The 19,465-nt window shown below is 41.0% G+C and carries 23 protein-coding genes; 5 read left to right on the top strand and 18 right to left on the bottom strand.

The annotated features are described in order from the left end of the window. Nucleotides 1-33: 33 nt before the first annotated feature. The 6 genes from moaA to CFS60_RS00590 are packed head-to-tail and all read right to left on the bottom strand — an operon-like array spanning nt 34 to nt 3,852. The gene (gene moaA / locus CFS60_RS00615) at nt 34-1,038 is read right to left on the bottom strand and encodes a GTP 3',8-cyclase MoaA (protein WP_088808668.1); all 1,005 of its coding nucleotides are present in this window, start codon (nt 1,036-1,038) and stop codon (nt 34-36) included. An 11-nt stretch (nt 1,039-1,049) separates the two neighbouring features. Continuing rightward, a complete protein-coding gene (gene moaC, locus CFS60_RS00610; RefSeq protein WP_369821452.1) occupies nt 1,050-1,526 on the bottom strand; it encodes a cyclic pyranopterin monophosphate synthase MoaC in 477 nt (158 codons plus the stop codon). Beyond that, the gene (locus CFS60_RS00605; RefSeq protein ID WP_088808666.1) at nt 1,526-1,768 is read right to left on the bottom strand and encodes a MoaD/ThiS family protein; all 243 of its coding nucleotides are present in this window, start codon (nt 1,766-1,768) and stop codon (nt 1,526-1,528) included. The genes moaC and CFS60_RS00605 overlap by 1 nt, the downstream gene beginning before the upstream one ends. Further along, entirely contained in the window at nt 1,755-2,177 is a 423-nt protein-coding gene (locus tag CFS60_RS00600) for a molybdenum cofactor biosynthesis protein MoaE (protein WP_088825287.1), read from the bottom strand. The genes CFS60_RS00605 and CFS60_RS00600 overlap by 14 nt, the downstream gene beginning before the upstream one ends. Then, on the bottom strand, nt 2,174-2,662 hold the full coding sequence (mobB, locus tag CFS60_RS00595; protein WP_088808664.1) for a molybdopterin-guanine dinucleotide biosynthesis protein B: 489 nt from the start codon (nt 2,660-2,662) through the stop codon (nt 2,174-2,176). The genes CFS60_RS00600 and mobB overlap by 4 nt, the downstream gene beginning before the upstream one ends. After that, nucleotides 2,641-3,852: a molybdopterin molybdotransferase MoeA gene (locus CFS60_RS00590; protein ID WP_088838685.1), complete on the bottom strand. Its 1,212-nt coding sequence runs from the start codon at nt 3,850-3,852 to the stop codon at nt 2,641-2,643. The genes mobB and CFS60_RS00590 overlap by 22 nt, the downstream gene beginning before the upstream one ends. A 168-nt stretch (nt 3,853-4,020) precedes the next feature. On the opposite strand from CFS60_RS00590, the gene CFS60_RS00585 reads away from it, so the two are divergent. From CFS60_RS00585 to CFS60_RS00575, 3 genes are read left to right on the top strand one after another with little or no spacing between them, the layout of a single operon-like run. Then, the gene (locus CFS60_RS00585) at nt 4,021-4,692 is read left to right on the top strand and encodes a molybdenum ABC transporter permease (RefSeq protein WP_088808662.1); all 672 of its coding nucleotides are present in this window, start codon (nt 4,021-4,023) and stop codon (nt 4,690-4,692) included. Between the two features lie 33 nt (nt 4,693-4,725). Beyond that, nucleotides 4,726-5,358, top strand: coding sequence for an ATP-binding cassette domain-containing protein (locus tag CFS60_RS00580; RefSeq protein WP_088809060.1), 633 nt, complete (start codon nt 4,726-4,728; stop codon nt 5,356-5,358). After that, a complete protein-coding gene (locus CFS60_RS00575; protein WP_244169911.1) occupies nt 5,333-5,902 on the top strand; it encodes a molybdenum cofactor guanylyltransferase in 570 nt (189 codons plus the stop codon). The genes CFS60_RS00580 and CFS60_RS00575 overlap by 26 nt, the downstream gene beginning before the upstream one ends. 53 nt (nt 5,903-5,955) lie before the next feature. On the opposite strand, the gene CFS60_RS00570 is transcribed toward CFS60_RS00575, so the two are convergent. From CFS60_RS00570 to CFS60_RS00555, 4 genes are all read right to left on the bottom strand, one after another. Then, nucleotides 5,956-6,834, bottom strand: coding sequence for an ROK family protein (locus CFS60_RS00570; protein ID WP_088838684.1), 879 nt, complete (start codon nt 6,832-6,834; stop codon nt 5,956-5,958). A 94-nt stretch (nt 6,835-6,928) separates the two neighbouring features. Next, entirely contained in the window at nt 6,929-7,270 is a 342-nt protein-coding gene (locus CFS60_RS00565; RefSeq protein ID WP_088815144.1) for a PqqD family protein, read from the bottom strand. A gap of 12 nt (nt 7,271-7,282) precedes the next feature. Further along, nucleotides 7,283-9,193, bottom strand: coding sequence for an OPT family oligopeptide transporter (locus tag CFS60_RS00560; protein ID WP_088808658.1), 1,911 nt, complete (start codon nt 9,191-9,193; stop codon nt 7,283-7,285). Between the two features lie 207 nt (nt 9,194-9,400). Continuing rightward, nucleotides 9,401-10,171, bottom strand: coding sequence for a Cof-type HAD-IIB family hydrolase (locus tag CFS60_RS00555; RefSeq protein WP_088815143.1), 771 nt, complete (start codon nt 10,169-10,171; stop codon nt 9,401-9,403). A 443-nt stretch (nt 10,172-10,614) separates the two neighbouring features. Between CFS60_RS00555 and CFS60_RS00550 the strand changes: the two genes are divergently transcribed. Together CFS60_RS00550 and rnjA are read left to right on the top strand one after the other, a co-directional pair. Beyond that, nucleotides 10,615-10,824: a DNA-dependent RNA polymerase subunit epsilon gene (locus CFS60_RS00550; RefSeq protein WP_088808656.1), complete on the top strand. Its 210-nt coding sequence runs from the start codon at nt 10,615-10,617 to the stop codon at nt 10,822-10,824. A gap of 6 nt (nt 10,825-10,830) precedes the next feature. Continuing rightward, complete coding sequence (gene rnjA, locus CFS60_RS00545) at nt 10,831-12,498, top strand: ribonuclease J1 (protein WP_088838683.1); 1,668 nt, start codon at nt 10,831-10,833, stop codon at nt 12,496-12,498. Between the two features lie 30 nt (nt 12,499-12,528). Here rnjA and CFS60_RS00540 read toward each other — a convergent pair whose 3' ends face one another. The 8 genes from CFS60_RS00540 to CFS60_RS00505 form a co-directional block, all read right to left on the bottom strand. Then, the gene (locus tag CFS60_RS00540) at nt 12,529-13,188 is read right to left on the bottom strand and encodes a TrkA family potassium uptake protein (protein WP_088808654.1); all 660 of its coding nucleotides are present in this window, start codon (nt 13,186-13,188) and stop codon (nt 12,529-12,531) included. Between the two features lie 15 nt (nt 13,189-13,203). Next, nucleotides 13,204-13,845, bottom strand: coding sequence for a response regulator transcription factor (locus CFS60_RS00535; protein ID WP_088808653.1), 642 nt, complete (start codon nt 13,843-13,845; stop codon nt 13,204-13,206). Further along, nucleotides 13,842-14,900 carry a sensor histidine kinase gene (locus tag CFS60_RS00530; RefSeq protein ID WP_088808652.1) on the bottom strand — a complete coding sequence of 353 codons (1,059 nt, stop codon included), beginning with the start codon at nt 14,898-14,900 and terminating at the stop codon, nt 13,842-13,844. The genes CFS60_RS00535 and CFS60_RS00530 overlap by 4 nt, the downstream gene beginning before the upstream one ends. Beyond that, complete coding sequence (liaF, locus tag CFS60_RS00525) at nt 14,897-15,610, bottom strand: cell wall-active antibiotics response protein LiaF (protein ID WP_088808651.1); 714 nt, start codon at nt 15,608-15,610, stop codon at nt 14,897-14,899. Before liaF ends, CFS60_RS00530 begins: the two co-directional genes overlap by 4 nt. 105 nt (nt 15,611-15,715) lie before the next feature. Then, nucleotides 15,716-16,594, bottom strand: a complete 879-nt coding sequence (locus CFS60_RS00520; protein ID WP_088825291.1) for a S1 RNA-binding domain-containing protein — start codon at nt 16,592-16,594, stop codon at nt 15,716-15,718. Between the two features lie 120 nt (nt 16,595-16,714). After that, nucleotides 16,715-17,410 carry a copper homeostasis protein CutC gene (locus CFS60_RS00515; protein WP_088808649.1) on the bottom strand — a complete coding sequence of 232 codons (696 nt, stop codon included), beginning with the start codon at nt 17,408-17,410 and terminating at the stop codon, nt 16,715-16,717. An 89-nt stretch (nt 17,411-17,499) separates the two neighbouring features. Continuing rightward, the gene (locus CFS60_RS00510) at nt 17,500-18,951 is read right to left on the bottom strand and encodes a PTS transporter subunit EIIC (RefSeq protein WP_088808648.1); all 1,452 of its coding nucleotides are present in this window, start codon (nt 18,949-18,951) and stop codon (nt 17,500-17,502) included. A 32-nt stretch (nt 18,952-18,983) separates the two neighbouring features. After that, on the bottom strand, nt 18,984-19,457 hold the full coding sequence (locus tag CFS60_RS00505) for a PTS transporter subunit EIIC (RefSeq protein WP_088808647.1): 474 nt from the start codon (nt 19,455-19,457) through the stop codon (nt 18,984-18,986). Nucleotides 19,458-19,465 lie beyond the last annotated feature (8 nt).

The raw sequence follows: 19,465 nt of genomic DNA, 5'->3' as shown, positions 1-19,465 counted from the left end.
GACGAAACCTTTTCCGAGATTTCGTCCTTTTTATTATCCACCAATCTGGCTCATTCGTCGCCAAGTTGGTTTATGCGAAGTATCCTCATCTTGAAGTTTCAAGGCCATTTCGTGATTTTCAGGCTTATTGTCGATGGATTGTTGCACAATCTTCATCAATTCTTCAGGATTATTTTGAATGTACGGGCGAATATTAAGCTCCTCGTCCCAGTATAAACATGCTTTAATGTAGCCATCTGCCGTCAGACGCAACCGATTGCAACTCGCGCAAAAATGCGAGCTCACCGGATGGATTAAGCCAAAAGTCCCGGCCGCCCCTTTCAAGCGGTAATTCTCAGACGGACCGTTCCCTCTCACTGAATCGACCGCTTCATATTCAAACCCAACTTCTTTACACTTGTCAAAAATGGTCGTTAAAGACAAATATTTCTTCTTCCAACTATTTCCAGCATGACCAATTGGCATGTACTCGATGAACCGAATGTTAATATCTTTATCCTGTGTAAACTTTAAAAAGTCGATGATTTCGTCGTCATTCTGCCCTTTGATGAGGACAACATTTAATTTAATCGGAAAAAGGCCCACTGCTTCCGCTTTTTTTATGCCGTCAAGTACCTTCTGTAAGCGCCCACCGCGTGTGATTTCCTTGAAACGGTCCGCTTTTAAAGAATCAAGGCTAACATTAATTCGCGAAAGTCCCGCTTCTTTTAGAGCTTCTGCTTTTTTAGCCAAATACATGGCATTTGTTGTGATCGCGATGTCTTCAATTTCTGGAATTGCTGCGATGCCTCTGACGATTTCGACAATATCCGTCCGGAGAAGCGGTTCCCCGCCTGTTATCCGCACTTTTTTTATGCCAAATTGCGCCATAATTTTCATGAAATCGACAATTTCGTCCTTTGATAACACTTTTTCATGAGGTAAGAATTTAAGTCCTTCTTCTGGCATACAATAAACGCAGCGTAAATTACAACGATCCGTAACCGAAATTCGAATGTAATCATGCGCCCGACCAAAACGATCCGTTAAAACTTGCACAGCTATTCCCCCTATTTTGATGAAAATTCGCCACTTTTACCGCCTGATTTTTGAAGCAAACGCGTCCGTGTAATTTCCATGCCGCGGTCCATGGCTTTACACATATCATAAATGGTGAGTGCCGCGATGCTTGCTGCTGAGAGTGCCTCCATCTCGACCCCTGTTTTGCCAACTGTAACCACCGTCGCTTGGATGGTTAGCGTCCTGTCACCGTCATCTTGAAACGATAAATCCGCTTTTGTCGTCATTAACGGGTGACACATGGGGATAAAATCGCTCGTTTTTTTCGCGGCCATAATGCCAGCCACTTGAGCTACGGCCAAAACATCACCTTTTGAAATTTTACCTTCTTTAATGCGCGTTAATGTTTCAGGTTGCATCACAACAACTGCTTCTGCAACCGCAATTCGTTTTGTTTCATTCTTCTCTGTCACGTCTACCATTTGAGCGCGCTTTTCTTTGTTAAAATGTGATAATTTATCCATCATCAACCTCCACTAACAGGCGGAATGACCGCAATTTCTAGAATTGACTCGGGCAATTCATCTGTATCTTGCTTAAATTCCATGTTGACGGCAAGCATAGAGCGGTGTAAGTCATCTGCGATTTCTGGAAACTCACTGCTAATTAAATCCCGCACATCGCCTACCGTTTGGCAGCCTGTCACGTTGAGTGCAGCTTCAGGCGCGACTTTTTCTGTCAAATAGGCAAAAAACTTAATGGTTGTCATCGTTTAAGCCTCCCCATCTTACTTTATCCGTATCGAATTCCTCTTTCCAAATGGGAACCGATTTTTTCAACTGCTCAATAATATATCGAGAGCCTTCATAACTTTCAGCGCGATGCTTCGTTGCGACACCAATAAAAACGGCAATATCTGAAAGTTCTAGGTTGCCTAGGCGGTGCACAATAGCAACACGTGCATCAAATTTAGCTTCTACAAATTGGGCAAGCTTTTCCATTTCTAAAAGCGCCATCTCCTCGTAGGCTGTGTAACGCATTCGCTCCGTCTGAACTTCCCCCGTCCATTCGCGAATCGTACCTACAAATGTATTGATTCCGCCGTATTTAGCGTCAATTAGAAAATCATACAGCGGCGCAATTTCAATTTTTTTATGTGTTAATTCTACCCTTTTCATTCTAAAAACTCCCCAATTAACGATTCTAAAAATGCCGTTCTCGTTTCGTTTGTCCCAATGAAAGTCACTTCATTCTGTTCCAACCTCACAAGGGAAACAAACGCGATAATTTGCCCTACTTCCTGCTTAAACCACATCATCTCGTCTGCCGAACGCAGAAGGACAATTTTAGGAAAAGGCGCATTTTTATAGCCTTCTACGAGCGTTATATCTGCTGCCCCTAATTTTGCAATCGCATCATGAAGTGTGACATTTTCCTGACTGACGATGGCGTATTTTTCGCTAGACGTAATCATGACCGCATCCGCACCTTCTTCTGCAAAAAAATACGTATCCGTTCCGATATGATCCATCTCAAAATCATGAGCGTCATGCTTAATGGCGTGAACTGTATAGCTTTGTTGTTTCAACATGCCGATAAAATCGCGAATGAGCGTCGTCTTACCGCTATTTTTAAAGCCCACTACTTGGAGGACAATAGCCATACGCTAACCTCTTCTCCTTTTTTCTTGCCGACTTGTCCCCGCGGAATCATAATTAAACAGGTTGCTAGATGCAGGTTGCCAAGCGAACTCGACATATCACTTCCTACTTTGGAAACAAAAAAGGTGCCTGCTTGCTCGCTATATGTGCCGCGTAAGAAGCGGTCGTAGCCATTATTTTTTAAGTAGTCTTCTGCCATAATCCCCGTCACCTCACGAATCGGTAACTTTTTCCCCGAAAGTTTCGCAAGTGCAGGTAGAACAAACAAATGATAGCCTGTAAAACACGCGCCTGGGTTGCCAGACAAGGCGATTAAGAGTTTGCCGCGAAAGCGCAGAGCCGTGGTTGGACTGCCGGGACGCATTTGGATTTTGTTGAAAAGAAGCTCGTTTTGGGTCGCGATATCGGCCATAAAATCATAATCGCCAACGGACACCCCGCCAGTTGTAATAATCAAATCTGCCGTTTCGCTTGCCAAAGTCAATTTTTCAAGTGTCAATTCGTAATCATCTGGCAGCGCCTCTTGGAAACAAATTTCGCAATCAAATTCTTCTAGGAGCGTGCGCAACAGTGCGTCATTACTATTATAGATTTTCCCATCTGGTAAAGCTTCAAATGGTGAGACAAGCTCGCTTCCAGTTGAAAAAATAGCCACTTTGGGGCGTTGAATGGTATGTATTTCCGTTATGCCAAAAGCAGCAAGCAAGCTTACTGAACCCGCGTTTATGACATGGCCTTTCGGAAGTAAGACGTCACCAGCGCGAAATTCTGCTCCCACTTCAGTAATGTTGCTTTGTGGTTGCGTATTAATTAAGGTGATAAAACCGTCTTCCGCTCGTTTTGACTGCTCCAGCATAATAATTTTAGCGGCTCCATCTGGCACCTTTGCACCGGTCATAATGCGAACCGTTTCTCCTTTTTTTAGCGGCTTGTCATACGTCGCACCACATGGCACTTCGCCCACCACACGAAGCGTAATCGGATAGTTCCAATCATCAGCCGCGCAAATCGCAAAACCGTCATAGCCTGACCTGCGGAAGTAAGGAAAGTCAAACGGCGCAAGAATAGCGCCGCTTAACACCCTTCCTTTACTTGAATAAAGCGCGGTCAATTCTTCACTTAATGTGACTGATTTCTCGACCACGATATTTTGAGCTTCTTTGTAGGAAATCGAATCCCGTTTAAACGTCATAAAAACCCCTCATTTTCTGTATGCGTTTACTTTATACTAATATAACGTAAATGAGCGTATTTGAACAGTGAAGCCGTTTGATTTCGGCTAATCATTGACATTTTATAGTCCAGAAAGCGATAATAATAGCAGAAAACATCTTCTTTTCTTGGCTTGGAGGTCATCAATATGTTTACGCCTGTTTGGCATTCTATTTTTGTGGCGGTTATTTCTACAACTATCGCCTTTTTCGCTATGTTACCACTTAGTTATTATTTTGCAAAACGGAAATCAAAAATTCAGCTTCCAGTTGAAACTTTAATTTTACTTCCACTCGTCTTACCACCAACCGTTGTTGGTTTAATTTTGCTTTCTATTTTTGGGAAAAACAACCCGTTTGGGGGCATGATTTGGGATACCTTCCATTTTAGCTTTATCTTTTCGCTGGCTGGTGCTATCGTTGCTACCGTCATCATCATTTTGCCCATCATGTATCAAGGTTTAAAAGCGGCGTTTTTATCCATTGATCACGAACTCGTCTGGGCAGCGGAAACGCTATCTGCAAGTTCCGGTCAAATTTTCCGCAAAGTCATTCTGCCAAATTGCTGGCAACCTATTTTAGCTGGTATTCTGTTAAGCTTTTGCCGCGCAATGGGTGAGTTTGGCGCAACCCTTATGGTCGCTGGTTACATCGAAGGAAAAACCGATACGATTGCATCAAGCATTTATTTTATGGTACAGCAAGGAAATATGAAACTTGCCTTTTATTTAGGACTTCTAAATTTACTTATTGGCGTTGTGGCACTCATGATTATTCATGTTTTAACCGTTAGACAAAGCAATTTGATGAGGGGGATGTAAAACGTGACTTTACAACTTCAATTTACTAAAAAAATGCCTTTTCATGATTTAAAAGTGGATTATACTTTTGGGAATAAAATCACCGCGATTATGGGAGCGAGCGGTGCCGGGAAATCAACGCTATTTCAATGTATAAGCGGCTTGAAGCGAATTGATTCTGGCATTATCCAGTTTGAGGATATCGCTTTCGACGACACGTCTATTGCCCTTCATTTGCCGACAGCAGAACGAAAAGTAGGCTACTTGTTTCAAAATTTAGCGCTCTTTCCCAATATGAACGTGTACGACAATATTTCTTTTGGGCTTAAAATGAATAAAGCTAAGCGAAAAGATACAGCGGCAATCGAACGCCAAGTTCGCCACATCGGCGATTACTTGCAAATTTCACACTTGCTTTATTCTTCCGTTCAAAAGCTTTCTGGGGGCGAAAAACAGCGTGTGGCGATGGCGCGCGCAATGATCATTAACCCGAACCTGCTCCTGCTTGATGAACCGTTTAATGGGCTTGATGAGGATACGCGCCACCTTTGTATGGACCTTGTTCAAAATATGGCTACGGATTTCAATTTACCTGTCATTTTTGTGACGCATTACCGTTTTGAAGCGCAAAAAATGACGAACGAAATTGTGATTTTAAAGGATGGTCACCTTGAAAAAGACGCCTAGTGTTGCCATAATTTTAGCTGGTGGGAATTCGACGCGCTTTGGCTGTGACAAGGCGTTCTATGTCCCGGAAGGTAAAACGAAAACGTGGGTGGAGGAACTTGTAGCCAAACTAACGCCCGTCGTCTCACTGATTTATATTTCCATTCAGGAAAAACAATTGGGTAAGATGAACACCCTTTTTTCTCAAAACGAAAGAATTAAACTGGTTGTCGATGAGCCAGAACTTGCTGATTACGGCCCGCTTGGTGGCCTTTATAGCGTTTCGCGCATGTTACACGGGGAAAATTGCCTGATTACACCCGTCGATGTGCCGCATATCCAAACAGCCGATTTTGTACGCCTTCTTGCCGCTCAGAACGTCTATGTCAAAACAAAAGAGCATGACCACTATTTAATGGCACATCTTCCGAATTTCAAAAGCGCCATCGCAAGTTGCATCCAGCTGGATGAGCATCGCGTGATACATCTTTTAGAAAAACTGGGCACTGCCCCGCTCTTTTTCAACGACGAACTGGCCTTCCTCAACCAAAATACGCCGTTATAATATGAATTTAAAAAGGCACAGCTCTAAAATGAGAGCTGTGCCTTTTTGAAATATCAGCCTGAAATTTGGCTTTTGAAGTATTCTGCCGCTCCAATTAGGTTGGCTTGATTTTGGAACTCGCATTGTCTGAGTTCTGGCGCAAAGTAGCCCCACTCCTTTTCTTCCAAAAAAGCGTCCATTGTTTGCTTCATTTCAGTAAGAAAAGCTTGGCGCGACGAAATCCCACCGCCTAGAACGATGCAGTCTGGGTCGAAAGCAACTTGCAAGTTAAAAATGCCAAGCGCAAGCGTGTGGTAAAATTTCTTGATTTCTTCTTGTGCGACTGTGTCTCCGTCTTCTGCACGTTTAAAAATAATTTCTCCGCTTAACGAGCCCTTTTCTTCTCCTGTTCGCTTACTATAGCGTTCTACGATGCGGACAACCGTGCCGAGTTCACTAAAGGTTTTATCGCCTTCTAAAAACATCATGCCGTATTCGCCAGCATAGCCATGTTTTCCTGTGTACAGCTGACCGTTTTGAATGAAAACACCACCAACCCCAGTTCCGAGAATTAGAAATAGGACGTTCGGTAAACCTTTCGCTGCCCCACAAATTGCTTCCGCCATTCCGGCCGCATTCGCGTCGTTAATCATTTCTACTGGCAATTCGAATAGCTTTTTTAATTCTTCTTTGATTGGAAAGTGGTGAATATACGGAATAGCACTAATGCCATCGATAATCCCTTGTTCGTTTAATACAACGCCCGGGGCACTAATTGCGACGCCTGAAAACGAAAATTTATTTTGCCGACTTTCAAGTTCCTTTTTTAATAACGCTTTCATTTTGTCCCAAGTTTTAGGTGTTGGAAATGAAAAAGTGTCTTCGAGCGCATTATTATGCCAGACGCCGCCTTTTACACTTGTACCACCGAAGTCAAAAACTAGTAGATCCATTCTATTCCCTCCAAAAGCTTTTTCTTAATTAATGCCATAGTTTTTCGTATCTGTCAAAAAAAAGCTGGGAATGTTTTAACATTCCCAGCTTAGGTTAAGCTTTTCTCCATTTTAGCCAACCGTATGATTCAACAATTTGCAGGAAGCGGACTAAGCGTGATAGGCTCATTTCATCTTCATTACCGAAGGTTTCATTAAACTCTGCTTCAAGCTCAAACACGTTTTTTTGCCCGTCAATGCGGCTTAAAATAAATTCGCCTTCTGCATCTAATTGAATTTTACGAAAGGCTTTTTGTTTAAAAAAGCGGACTGCTATTTTTTCAATAGGGTTATTTCGTGCCACAAGTAAATACGCTTTATCGCCTTCTTTCGTGACTTGCAATTTATCTTTTAAAACCGGAATTTGATGGAGCAAATTCACTTTTTCTTTTGCCACAAAATGTCCCTCCTATTTTGCTTTTTTAGAACGTGGAACGGTTGAAATATAAAGAAGTGTACAGATGATTATAAAGACGATAAATGGTAACCACTGATTTTGAATGAGCACTTCTGTTGGAATGATGTTTGCGTTAATCGAAATGATGAAAGCGATAATAACGCCGAGTAGCGATTCACCGGCAATTAAACCGGATGCGAACAATGTCCCACGCTCAATTCTTTCTGCGCCTTTTCCTTCTGTATCTTTTTCTTTTTTATGCTTAATAACTGCATTTACAATCATTCGTACGAAGCCACCGAACATAACGGTTGCACTAATGTTTAGTGGCAAGTATAGGCCTACTGCAAATACGAGTGAATTCATGCCTAAAAATTCAATGACAATCGCAATTGAAACGCCGATGAATATAAGCGTCCACGGTAAATTGCCATTTAAAATTCCTTCTGCAAGAATTTTCATAAGCATTGCTTTTGGAGCTGGCAATTCAGCCGAACCCATGCCATAAGCATTGTCAAGTAAGGTTAAGATATATCCCATAACAAGACCACTAGCAAGTACACCTATCATCATTGCGACTTGTTGTTTCCAAGGAGTTCCACCAACTAAATAACCTGTTTTTAAATCCTGAGAAATATCTCCTGCAACAGCAAGCGCTGAGCAGACGATAGCCGCAACGGTTAAGGTTAATATGATTCCTTCATCACCGTGATAACCAAAAGCTTTATAAACGAGCGCAACAATAAGTAATGTTGCAATTGTCATACCAGAAACTGGTGAAGAAGAACTTCCGACAATCCCTACAATACGAGAAGCAACTGTTACAAATAAAAAGCCGAAAATACCGATGGCAAGCGCACCAATAATCCCTACATTTGTGAATGGATCAAAGGCGATAATGACGAGTAGAATTGCAATACATATGATAACCCATTTCATTGGAATATCTTTATCTGTACGTTCTAATTCAAGCATTTTTCCACCTTTATTTTTGTTCATACTTTTCATTGTGCTGCGTAAAGTTTGAATAATGGCTGGTAAAGTTTTGACAAGTGTAATCAGTCCACCTGCCGCAACTGCCCCTGCGCCAATATATCTTATGTAATTATCCCAAATTCCTGCTGCATCAAGATTTTTAAGTGCTTCACTTGCAGGAAAGATAATTTGCGCACTCTCTCCCCCGAAAAAGGCGATGGAAGGTACTAAAACTAATGAAGCCATAAGGCCACCAGCTACCATTTGACCAGCAATTTTAGGGCCGATAATAAAGCCGACACCGACTAACGCTGGATAAATTTGAGTTCCAATGAAGGCTTCTTGAAATTTATAAACGCCGACTTGGATTTCACTTTTAAAAAGTTTAAAGCCGTCTGTAAGTATTTTTACGCTACCGCCTGCTAAAAAGCCAAGTGCGACTAATTTTGCTTGTGAGCCACCTGTTTCACCAGATTTTAAAACTTCTGCACAAGCTGTTCCTTCTGGGTATGGAAGAGTCTCATGTTCATTTACAATGAGCATTCTTCTAAGTGGAACCATCATGAATACGCCAAGGAATCCCCCGACAAGAACGATGAATATCAACATAATTTGCTTAATTTCAACACCCATTAAGAATAGCGCCGGAATCGTAAATACCGCTCCTGCACCTAAGGCTTCGCCGGCTGTTGTCATTGTTTGTACAATATTATTTTCTAAAATGGAATCCCGCTTAAAAATACCTCGTAATATCCCCATCGAAATAACTGCGGCTGGAATAGATGCCGATACTGTTAGACCTACCTTTAATCCTAAATAAGCATTTGCTGCGCCAAATAGAATGGCAAGAATGATACCTAGAACGATAGATGTAACCGTAAGTTCTGGAAGTGATTTCGATGCAGGGATATAAGGAACAAATGGCTTACGCCCTTTTTGTTCACTCATATTAACACTCCTTTATATTTATTAACTGCTTTACAGCATAAAAGCAACATCTAATATAGTACACCTGTCACATGACTTTTACAACATATTTTACGTAAATAAGAATAAAACCATACATATTTCACCAAAAAAAAAGACCCGTTTTTCCACAAAACAGGTCTTTTGACTTATCGCTATCTTAATATTATTCAAATTAATAGAATTTTCCTACAGAATCCCAAGATGTTGAAGTGCCTTCATAATGCCATCTTCTTCGACTGAATCTGTGACGTAATCTGCTACAGCTTTGACTTCATCTCGCCCATTTCCCATTGCAACGCCGCACCCAACTTCTTTTAACATATCAATATCATTAAGGCCGTCACCAAATGCGTATGTGTCCTCCATTTTAAACCCGAGCTTTTTAATTAACTCACGAATGCCTTTTGCTTTTGATCCGTTCGCTGGACAAACATCAACGGAAACGTCGTGCCAGCGTAAGAAACGATACTGCGGGAAATTTTCCGCGTAAAAATCATCATCTTTTTCGGCGCAGAAAAGGAGGCATTGATAAATGTTGCGTCCCTTATAATAGTTGGCATCTACTCTTGGATATTCACGTTTAATAGATGACATGCCTTCTGCTACACCAGGGTGATTAGGTAAATTTACTCGAAGTGAATCGCTTGCTGAAAATACGATTGGATTTTCTCGTTCAGTTGCAACTGTAATTAAGCGTTCAAGGGATTCTTGTGGGAGCGGATTTTTATAAATGACTTCTCCTTCAAAAATAACATATTGTCCATTGTAACTGACAAAGGATTGAATATTTAATTCTCTTGCAATTTCATCTAGCATAAACGGTGCTCTTCCTGTTGCAATGGCCACAAAAATGCCTTTTTCTTGAAGCTTTTGAACGGCTTCTTTTGTGGAAGCTGGAATTTCTTTTGCTTCATTCACAAGTGTGCCATCTACATCAAAAAATACAATTTTACTCATTTAGACATACTCCTCAGTACTTAGACTTCTACTTTAGTATAACAAATTCATTTAAAAAGTGGGAAAATCCATCTAAAAACAGCTTTTTTACGAAAATAAGGCATATTCTAGTAGCATTTATGTCATTTTATGGTATATTAGAAAGCAAGGATATTGTTCGGAGAAAAAGAATCTTGAAATACATTTGGAAAAAGGAGTTTTTAATGACGTTCACATCCCACAAATTTGTTTTAAATTCGTGGAATGATGGTATGTTAATTAAAACCTTACATGACACTTTATGATGCACGCAGATAGGATTAGCTTGTCCTGCTGTGCTACTTTACTTTTGTCTTTTTCCATGCCTACAAATTAATATCCGCAAACACTAAAATCAAAGTTTAGGACTTGTAGAGTTTACAAGCTGACTTTTTTTAATTTTTTATAACTAAGGAGAGAAAAAAATGATTTTTAAAGTATTTTATCAGGAAACAAGTACTGAAACACCTGTTAGAGAGAAAACACAAACTTTATACATGGACGCAAATGATGAAGTTGAAGTACGCCAAAATTTAAAAAATGAACCTTTCCACATCGAATTTATCGAAGGTTTGAGTGACAAGCATTTAGCGTATGAAGAAGGACAACCGGGCTTTTCGCTCTGGAAGAAGTAAGATTTTATGAAATTTGTAAAAAATAATGAAACGGCTGTTTTCGCCTTGGGTGGACTTGGTGAAATCGGTAAAAATACGTATGGCGTACAATTTCAAGATGAAATTATTTTGATTGACGCTGGAATTAAGTTTCCAGAAGATGAGCTGTTAGGGATTGATTATGTCATTCCTGACTACACTTATTTAGTGAAAAATAAAGATAAAATTAAAGGGCTTTTTATTACGCATGGTCACGAAGATCACATTGGTGGTGTGCCCTATTTACTTCGCCAAATTAACATTCCCATTTATGCAGGGAAACTAGCGAGCGCTCTTATTCGCAATAAATTAGAAGAACATGGTTTACTTCGTCAAGCTAAAATTTATGAGTTTGAAGAAGACGATGTATTTAAATTTAGAAAAACGAGCGTTTCATTTTTCGGAACAACGCATAGTATTCCGGATACTTACGGTGTTGTCGTTAAAACACCTTCTGGTAATATTGTGCACACTGGTGATTTCAAATTTGATTTCACACCGGTTGGCGAGCCTGCTAACTTAACTAAAATGGCTGAAATTGGAAAAGAAGGCGTGTTATGTCTTTTGTCAGATAGCACAAACGCTGAAGTTCCTAACTTTACGATGAGTGAACGCGTTGTTGGGGAAAGTATTAAAAACATCTTCCGTGATGTACCTGGTCGGATTATCTTCGCCACATTTGCTTCCAACATTTATCGTTTGCAACAAGTTGTGGAATCTTCACTTGAAACGGGACGCAAAATCGCTGTTTTTGGTCGGAGTATGGAGTCCGCGATTGAGATTGGTCGTGAACTTGGCTATATTAAAGCGCCGAAAGATACTTTTGTTGAAGCCAACCAAATCAATCGTATTCCGGCAAATGAGTTAACGATTCTTTGTACAGGAAGTCAAGGGGAACCAATGGCGGCACTTTCGCGAATCGCAAACGGGACGCACCGTCAAATTCAAATTCAACCAGGCGATACGGTTGTCTTCTCCTCGTCCCCGATTCCGGGAAACACAATTAGCGTCAACCGTACAATTAACTTGCTTTATCAAGCAGGCGCAGAAGTTATTCACGGAAAAGTAAACAACATTCATACTTCTGGACACGGCGGCCAACAAGAACAAAAACTAATGCTTCGTTTGATGAAACCAAAATATTTTATGCCGATTCACGGGGAATATAGAATGCAAAAAATCCATGCTGAATCAGCAGCAGAGTGCGATGTGCCACTTGAAAACAGCTTTATTTGCGTCAATGGTGATGTGCTTGCGCTAACAAGTGATTCCGCCCATGTAGCAGGTAAAATTCAAGCAGCAAACGTCTACATCGATGGCAGCGGAATTGGTGATATTGGAAATATCGTCTTGCGCGATCGTCGCATTTTATCTGAAGAAGGTCTTGTTACTGTGGTCGTTTCAATTGATATGAAAAACTCAAGAGTAATGGCTGGACCAGATATCATTTCCCGCGGATTCATTTATATGCGCGAATCAGGAAATTTAATTGGCGAAGCACAAGACTTGCTTAAAAAACATTTAAATAAAGTTATGGGACGTAAAACGACGCAATGGTCGGAAATTAAAAATGAAATTACCGACACACTACAACCATTCCTATATGAAAAAACAAAACGTCGTCCAATGATTTTACCAATCATTATGGAAGTATAAAAAAACGAGTGGAAATTTCCACTCGTTTTTTTATTGGATTTTTTCTTGTAGACGTTCAATATCATCATCAGAACCGATTACGATAAGAATGTCGCCATCGTGTAAAGCAGCCTGCGCTTCTGGTGTGATAATCATTTGTTTGTCGCGTTTGATACCGACGATATTGACGCCGTATTCATTTCGGAAATCGAGTTCTTGTAAGCTTTTTCCGAGGAATCTTGGATCGGACACAGCAATTTCTACAAGACTGTATTCATCGGAAAGTTCCAAGTAGTCGAGCATGTTTTTTGATACGATGTAGTGGGCAATTCGTCGTCCCATGTCGCGTTCTGGGTGAACGACTCGATCAGCTCCAATTTTATCGAGCAATTTGGCATGTTTGTCACTAGTCGCTTTTGCTGTCACGAATTTAACGCCCATTTCTTTTAAAATGAGGGTTGTTAAAATACTCGACTGAATATCTTCACCGATTGACACAATGACGTGTTCAAAATTTCGAATGCCAAGCTGACGAAGCGCGTTTTCGTCTGTTGAATTCGCAATAACCGCATGGGTTGCAATCGACATATATTCATTGACGCGCTCTTCACTCGAATCAATCGCGAGTACTTCCATTCCCTGCTCTATAAGAGAGCGGCAAATACTTCCACCAAAACGGCCGAGGCCGATAACTGCAAATCCTTCTTTCATTCTAAAAACGCCTCTCTATCCTTGATTTTTAACCAAATCATGTTTAAAAGCATAAATCGCTGCTTGAGTCCGGTCCTGCACGTCTAGTTTCGATAAAATATTGCTGACGTGTGTTTTTACGGTTTTGAGTGTAATGAAAAGCTCATCGGCAATTTCTTGATTTGATTTTCCTTCTGCGATTAAAAGTAAAATTTCATTTTCGCGGTTTGTTAAATCATCATGCAAGTTCTTTTCTGGTTTTGCGGTTAGTCGTTGCATCATTTTCCCGGTCACTTCAGGTTCGAGCACAGAATCCCCGCCATATGTAGCGCGAATGGCATCAGCAATTTCACTTGCTGTCGATGTTTTCAGCATGTAGCTACTCGCACCAGCTTCCAGTGCAGGATACACTTTTTCATCATCAATAAAACTTGTGACGATGATGATTTTCGCTTCTTTCCATTGTTGCATAATTTCTTTTGTTGCTTCGATTCCGTCCATTTCTTCCATGACTAAATCCATTAAAATAATGTCGGGGCGCAGGTCCATTGCCATTTTTACGCCTTCAAGACCATTTTCTGCTTCGCCTACGACTTCCATATCATCTTGGACAGATAAATAAGCAGATACGCCAATGCGTACCATCTCATGATCGTCTACTAATAAAACTTTTATCATTCGTCGTCCACTTCCTTCTCCGCCACTAACGGAATTTTAATCTCTACACTTGTTCCCTTTTTGGGAAAACTAATTATTTTAATGACCCCGCCAAATTCAGCGACACGTTCACGCATATTTTGTAAGCCGTATGAGCCTTGGGGCACATTATTCATGTCAAAACCGATTCCGTCATCTACGACTTTTAAAACGGCTAAATTATCAATGAAAACAAAACGAACTTCAAGCAATTCCGCTTTTGAATGACGTAGCGTGTTGGAGAGTAATTCTTGTACAATACGGAACAAATGATCTTCAATTCCTTTTTGCAATTTAATATCTTCAATTTGCCACTCCACTTTAATTGGCAGTTTGGTTGTTAGCTCTTTTAGAAGCTGTTCCATACCTTTTTTGAGCGACTTTCCTTCTAGTTGCGTTGGACGTAAATGCAAGAGTAGCGCACGCATTTCAGATTGAGATTCATTTACTATTGATTCTACCATTTTTAATTGTTTCTGCAAAACGGGAGAAGCATTGTTCTCAACTTGTTCATTCAGCGCTGATAAAAGCATCATGGCGGCAAACAATTGCTGGCTGACAGAATCGTGCAATTCACGCGCGATACGGTGACGTTCTTCTGACAGAATCGCTTCTTTTGTTTCACCGCTTGTTTCTGCTTTTTCGCTTGCTATTTTTTGCGTTAAGAGCGTTTGGGATTTCATTTTTTCGCGCAGCTGATCGATTTGTTTGTACACTTGCTGTACTTCAACAAAATTTTCTTCATCTTCATCGTGAACTTTCTTTTCTAAATCCCCTTGTTCAAGTAGGCGAATTGCAAAATCGATGCCTTCAAATTTCTGTTTAATAACATACCCAGAAACAGCCCCGATAATTACACCTGCTGAAACAGCCGTTAGTGGTACAAAAACAACATAAGGTAAATATAGGATTTTAGATTGAAATAAGAGCTCATACCAACTTAAATTACTTGCGAAATAGTAAATGAGCGTTCCGACAAGCGTAGCCCCAAGTAATAAAGCTGAACAAAGCGCCATTTGGGTCTTCGTATAAGTCATAGACGAATCACCTCTAAATCTCCAAACACAACGGATGTGACGATTTTAATTTTACGTGCTGAACGATCATAATTATCCGAGTAAATCTTGACCGTATTATTTTGCATCATTGTACTTTGCTTATCATATTGTAATTTACCGAAAATAGCTGAGTGCTCTAGGCAAATGCCAATATCAAATGGAACAAGCAACCGAATTTTCCCGGATATACCACGAATCATAATAATGCTTTCTCCTGTAGGTAAAACGGTGTTCCCGAGATCAATTATCGTATCACCGATTCCAGTTTGCACATTAATATCTTCCCATTCATATACAACATCTAACACACGCTGATTGCCGAACCACTGATTGCGAATGAAATGGTTCGTCTTATCCGTTTTTGATTCAGGCTCACTTGTTTCAAGCATAAGTAGTTCTGGCGCTCGTTTACGACCAATGTAATGAAAAATCGCAAAGATTCCAACAATCACTAACCCTACTTTAAACGTAGAAGTGAGAAGAATGGCTATTAAAATAAATACGGCTGCTAAAAACAAACGATTGCGTTGCTTCCGCTTTGTTAAATCAGTCTTGCGCGAAGAAAATAGTAAGAAAATACCGATGGCAAGCATGATTAAAAGTTGCCATTTAAATAAAACTTCTAAACCAATTCCAACAATGACGATAATAAGACCAATAAAAAGCGTGGAACTTTCGAATTTTTTCATGACGAACACCTCCTTTTTTTGTCTAAATCAAGCCGTTAATAGGTTCATTATAGAAAACTCCGCTTAATGGGACAAACCGCTATAGCTGTAAGCGTGTCTACAACTTTAGTCGGATTCAGGCGGTGCTGTATTTAATTTCGTTGTGAGTCCGTCTTCTTGTGTGACTTTGCGTGCTTTCATTAGTGTGCCGATTGCGCGTTTGAACTGGGCTTTGCTGATGCCGAATTTAGCGCGAATGGCGTCGGGATCTGATTTATCGCCAAATGGCATTTCGCCGCCGACACTGTTTAAATAGGTCAAAATCATTTCGGCGTCGTCACTGAGCACTTCATGGACCCGACCGCGCAAGGAAAGATTTAACGTGCCATCTGGTTTTACGGCAATGACGCGCGCCTTTACGTATTCACCAAGTCGTGGTTCGCTCGTGCGTTCGCTTTCGTGAATGAAGCCGATTGCATAGTTGTCCGTCAGCACAAATGAACCGATTTTTAGGAGCTTATAGACCGTACCGGATACATTTTGGTTGAACATATCTTCTTTTGCACGTCTTGAAATGGCTTTATATTCGGTTTCCGAACCAAGCTCGCCCCAAATCCGATGCTTTTCATCCACCCGAAGAGAGAGCATTAAGCGGTCGCCTTTTTTCGGCCAGAGATGCGTAAGTGCGGGCAGGTCGTCCATGGAAACGACGATATCTTTTTCGATGCCGATATCGACGAAAACGCCTAAATCTTTTCGAACATTTGTGATGGTTCCAAAGCCGTAATGCCCCACTTGGACTTTTGGTATTGTCGTGGTTGCCGTAACTTCGTGGTCATAATCGATGTAAACAAAAACCTGAATGTCGTCACCTACCGCGAGGTCTAGGTTTTGGCTATTTCCTTTTTTTAATAAAACGAGTTCGCCTTCTTTTTCTAAAAGAAAACCGTCTTGTTTAACTTCTTTCACTGTCATCATTTGGCTTTTGCCAATTAAATTTTGCACAATTTTTGCCACCTTTTCCGTATATTCCTTGGTCTATTATAGCTTATCTTGCGCGAATTAGATAGCTAAAAAGCCACCAAAATTGGCGGCTTTTCAGAGCATATTTTATTTGGCTTACATTTAGAGGGAATGAATGGCTTGTTGTAATTTTGTGATTTTTTCTTTGTCGAGGGAATTTGCGAAACTACTGTCTTTTCGGGCACCGCTTCCAACGTGATAATCCGTATGGTTCAAAGCTTCCTGAAATTGTGCAATGTTTTCACTCGATACGCCGCTTCCGACAAGTATGCGGAATGAATTCGGTGCATTTTTACTATCTGCTATCCATCTTTTCAGGCGTGGAATCGAATCAAGCGCGCTATTTGTGCCTCCAGACGTCAAAATTTGGTCAATCTCTTCGCCGTATCCGCGGAGCACTTGATAGGCTTCCTCGATGTCAGACGCGTCCTCTAGCGCCCGGTGAAAAGTAAGTTTTAAGTCACCTTTCCAGCTAATCACTTTTTCAAGTAATGCCGTATCAATCTTCCCTTCTTTGGTTAAAGCACCGAATACAATTCCTGTTGTGCCCACTTCTTTTGCGACTTCGATATCGCGTTTCATGGCGCGAATGTCTGCATCATCATATGTAAAAGAAAAACTGTGTGGCCGAATCATCATCATCGCTTCTAGCTTCGAATTTTTAACAATTTCAGAAATGGCTCCGTAACTTGGTGTGAGTCCGCCTTCACTAATCGCCGAAACAACTTCCATTCGGTCAGCGCCAAACTGTTCCGCGCGTTTTGCATCTTCGGCATTTTGAACAATGACTTCTAACAAATTTATCCACTCCATTCTTTCTTCATTATCGCCAATTTGATTAGGCTTTTCAAGTAAAAAAGAGCGAGAATTAATTCTCGCTCTTTAGATTATTTCCCAGTAATGTCATGCAATTTATCTGCGACGAATTCAACGTCTGCGCCGACGATAATTTGAACATTTTCTTTATTAAGTTTAACGACACCGCGGGCGCCTGATTTTTTAAGCGCTGGTTCGTTGAGTAAATCCGAATCTTTCACTTGTAAACGTAAACGAGTTGTACAGTTGTCAACTTTCACGAGATTGTCTGGTCCGCCTAGGCCGCCTAAGTAGCCACGTGCCATTTCTTCGTATTTATCGACTTTACCGCCAACTGGCATTTCTGCTTCCGTAGAACCGACTGCTGCTGCGGCCGTTTGAACGCTTGCATTTGGCATTTCTGCTGCTAATTCTTCTTCCGTTTCATCTTCACGTCCTGGCGTCTTCAAATTGAATTTCTTGATGACGAAATAGAAGAGGACGAAATAAATGAGTGTAAAGATGAGCCCAATTGGGATGAGCTGCCATGCATTATGGCCCTTCGTGAAGTTTAAGGCGAAATCGATTGCCCCGGCGCTAAATGTGAAACCAAGTTTTATTCCGAGAAGGTTTGTAATAAACATCGACACACCCGTTAAAATGGCGTGAATTCCGTATAGGAACGGTGCGATGAACATGAACGTGAACTCGATTGGTTCGGTAATCCCAGTTAGAAACGCGGTAAAAGCAAGCGAGAACATCATCCCACCGACTTCTTTGCGGTTTTTCTTTTTCGAAGTGAGGTACATCGCAAGTGCAGCGCCTGGAAGACCGAACATCATGATTGGGAAGAAACCTACTTGGAACGTTCCAGCTGTTGGATCGCCTGCGAAGAAGCGGTTAATATCCCCGTGTACCATTTGGCCTGCGGCATCAATAAAGTCACCGTAACCAAACCATAAATATGTGTTTAAAACGTGATGGAGCCCAGTTGGAATTAATGCGCGGTTCAGTACGCCAAATACTCCCGCACCAAATGCACCAGCGCTTGTAATCCAGCCGTTAACAGCGTCAAGACCATCTTGAATCGTTGGCCAAGCCCAACCAAATAGAGCAACTAAAGCAAGTGCTGCAATTGCATTTACGAGAATCGCTACGTGGCGACCATCAACAAAATTTTGATTTCCAAAAAACTTTTTATCATATAAGTAATTGTACAAAATTGGTGCGGTTAATCCGGCGATGAAACCAGCAAAAACGCCCATGTTGATGCTTTCATTTACACCGATAACACCAAAGTTTAAAATAAAGAATACGAGCGCGCCATTTAAGCCGGCTGCTCCGCTATTATCACGAGATAGACCGATGGAAATCCCGATGGCAAATAGTAAAGATAAGAACGTGAATAGTGCTGCTCCCCCTGAGTGGATGAATGGTACATTGAATACATCATCTGCTCCTAGTCGGTTTAAAAGGCCTGCTGCTGGCAATACGGCAATTGGCAGCATGAGCGCTTTTCCGATTTTTTGCAATCCACCTAACATTTCATTTCCTCCATTTCATTTTTTCGATATGTTTAGAATATTGCCGCAACGAATGCGCCAATGAATAAGGCTACAACAGATGTTATAATCGGAACAAAACGACGTCCACCGAAAAAGGCGAGCCATTCTGGCAAACGAATATTATAAAATTTATTGTATAAAACGCCTGCTGTTATTCCCATGTAAATTCCACTGAAGAAGTTGAAATTCGCTGAAAATTCCGTTGTTGTAAAGACTCCATCTTTTGGATAGTTTAGCGATACAATAACGGCTCCGTAAACTAACCAACCGACAGCACCTGCAAGGGCTGCTGCTCCGCTTTGATCTTTCGACATTCCGATTGCGATACCCATCGAAACAATTAATGGGAACATGAGCACAAGACCATCATAAATGGATTTCATTGCGTCCATTCCAGTTTGGCTCGCTACCCAGAAAATACCCATAATAATAAGGGCAACAATTGGGTACACAGCGCCAATCGCGAATCTTTTTAATACATCCATCTTTATTC

The sequence above is a fragment of the Listeria sp. ILCC792 genome (assembly GCF_900186135.1).
In the GTDB taxonomy this organism is placed as follows: Bacteria; Bacillota; Bacilli; order Lactobacillales; family Listeriaceae; genus Listeria; species Listeria goaensis.
This window is presented reverse-complemented; position numbering and strand designations above follow the sequence as displayed.

What these genes read in the sequence shown, in the direction of transcription:
- moaC (WP_369821452.1), bottom strand. Translation starts at nt 1,526, where the DNA reads ATGATGGATAAATTATCACATTTTAACAAAGAAAAGCGCGCTCAAATG.
- CFS60_RS00605 (WP_088808666.1), bottom strand. Translation starts at nt 1,768, where the DNA reads ATGACAACCATTAAGTTTTTTGCCTATTTGACAGAAAAAGTCGCGCCT.
- CFS60_RS00600 (WP_088825287.1), bottom strand. Translation starts at nt 2,177, where the DNA reads ATGAAAAGGGTAGAATTAACACATAAAAAAATTGAAATTGCGCCGCTG.
- mobB (WP_088808664.1), bottom strand. Translation starts at nt 2,662, where the DNA reads ATGGCTATTGTCCTCCAAGTAGTGGGCTTTAAAAATAGCGGTAAGACG.
- CFS60_RS00590 (WP_088838685.1), bottom strand. Translation starts at nt 3,852, where the DNA reads ATGACGTTTAAACGGGATTCGATTTCCTACAAAGAAGCTCAAAATATC.
- CFS60_RS00585 (WP_088808662.1), top strand. Translation starts at nt 4,021, where the DNA reads ATGTTTACGCCTGTTTGGCATTCTATTTTTGTGGCGGTTATTTCTACA.
- CFS60_RS00580 (WP_088809060.1), top strand. Translation starts at nt 4,726, where the DNA reads ATGCCTTTTCATGATTTAAAAGTGGATTATACTTTTGGGAATAAAATC.
- CFS60_RS00575 (WP_244169911.1), top strand. Translation starts at nt 5,333, where the DNA reads ATGGTCACCTTGAAAAAGACGCCTAGTGTTGCCATAATTTTAGCTGGT.
- CFS60_RS00570 (WP_088838684.1), bottom strand. Translation starts at nt 6,834, where the DNA reads ATGGATCTACTAGTTTTTGACTTCGGTGGTACAAGTGTAAAAGGCGGC.
- CFS60_RS00560 (WP_088808658.1), bottom strand. Translation starts at nt 9,193, where the DNA reads ATGAGTGAACAAAAAGGGCGTAAGCCATTTGTTCCTTATATCCCTGCA.
- CFS60_RS00555 (WP_088815143.1), bottom strand. Translation starts at nt 10,171, where the DNA reads ATGAGTAAAATTGTATTTTTTGATGTAGATGGCACACTTGTGAATGAA.
- CFS60_RS00550 (WP_088808656.1), top strand. Translation starts at nt 10,615, where the DNA reads ATGATTTTTAAAGTATTTTATCAGGAAACAAGTACTGAAACACCTGTT.
- rnjA (WP_088838683.1), top strand. Translation starts at nt 10,831, where the DNA reads ATGAAATTTGTAAAAAATAATGAAACGGCTGTTTTCGCCTTGGGTGGA.
- CFS60_RS00540 (WP_088808654.1), bottom strand. Translation starts at nt 13,188, where the DNA reads ATGAAAGAAGGATTTGCAGTTATCGGCCTCGGCCGTTTTGGTGGAAGT.
- CFS60_RS00535 (WP_088808653.1), bottom strand. Translation starts at nt 13,845, where the DNA reads ATGATAAAAGTTTTATTAGTAGACGATCATGAGATGGTACGCATTGGC.
- CFS60_RS00530 (WP_088808652.1), bottom strand. Translation starts at nt 14,900, where the DNA reads ATGACTTATACGAAGACCCAAATGGCGCTTTGTTCAGCTTTATTACTT.
- liaF (WP_088808651.1), bottom strand. Translation starts at nt 15,610, where the DNA reads ATGAAAAAATTCGAAAGTTCCACGCTTTTTATTGGTCTTATTATCGTC.
- CFS60_RS00510 (WP_088808648.1), bottom strand. Translation starts at nt 18,951, where the DNA reads ATGTTAGGTGGATTGCAAAAAATCGGAAAAGCGCTCATGCTGCCAATT.
- CFS60_RS00505 (WP_088808647.1), bottom strand. Translation starts at nt 19,457, where the DNA reads ATGGATGTATTAAAAAGATTCGCGATTGGCGCTGTGTACCCAATTGTT.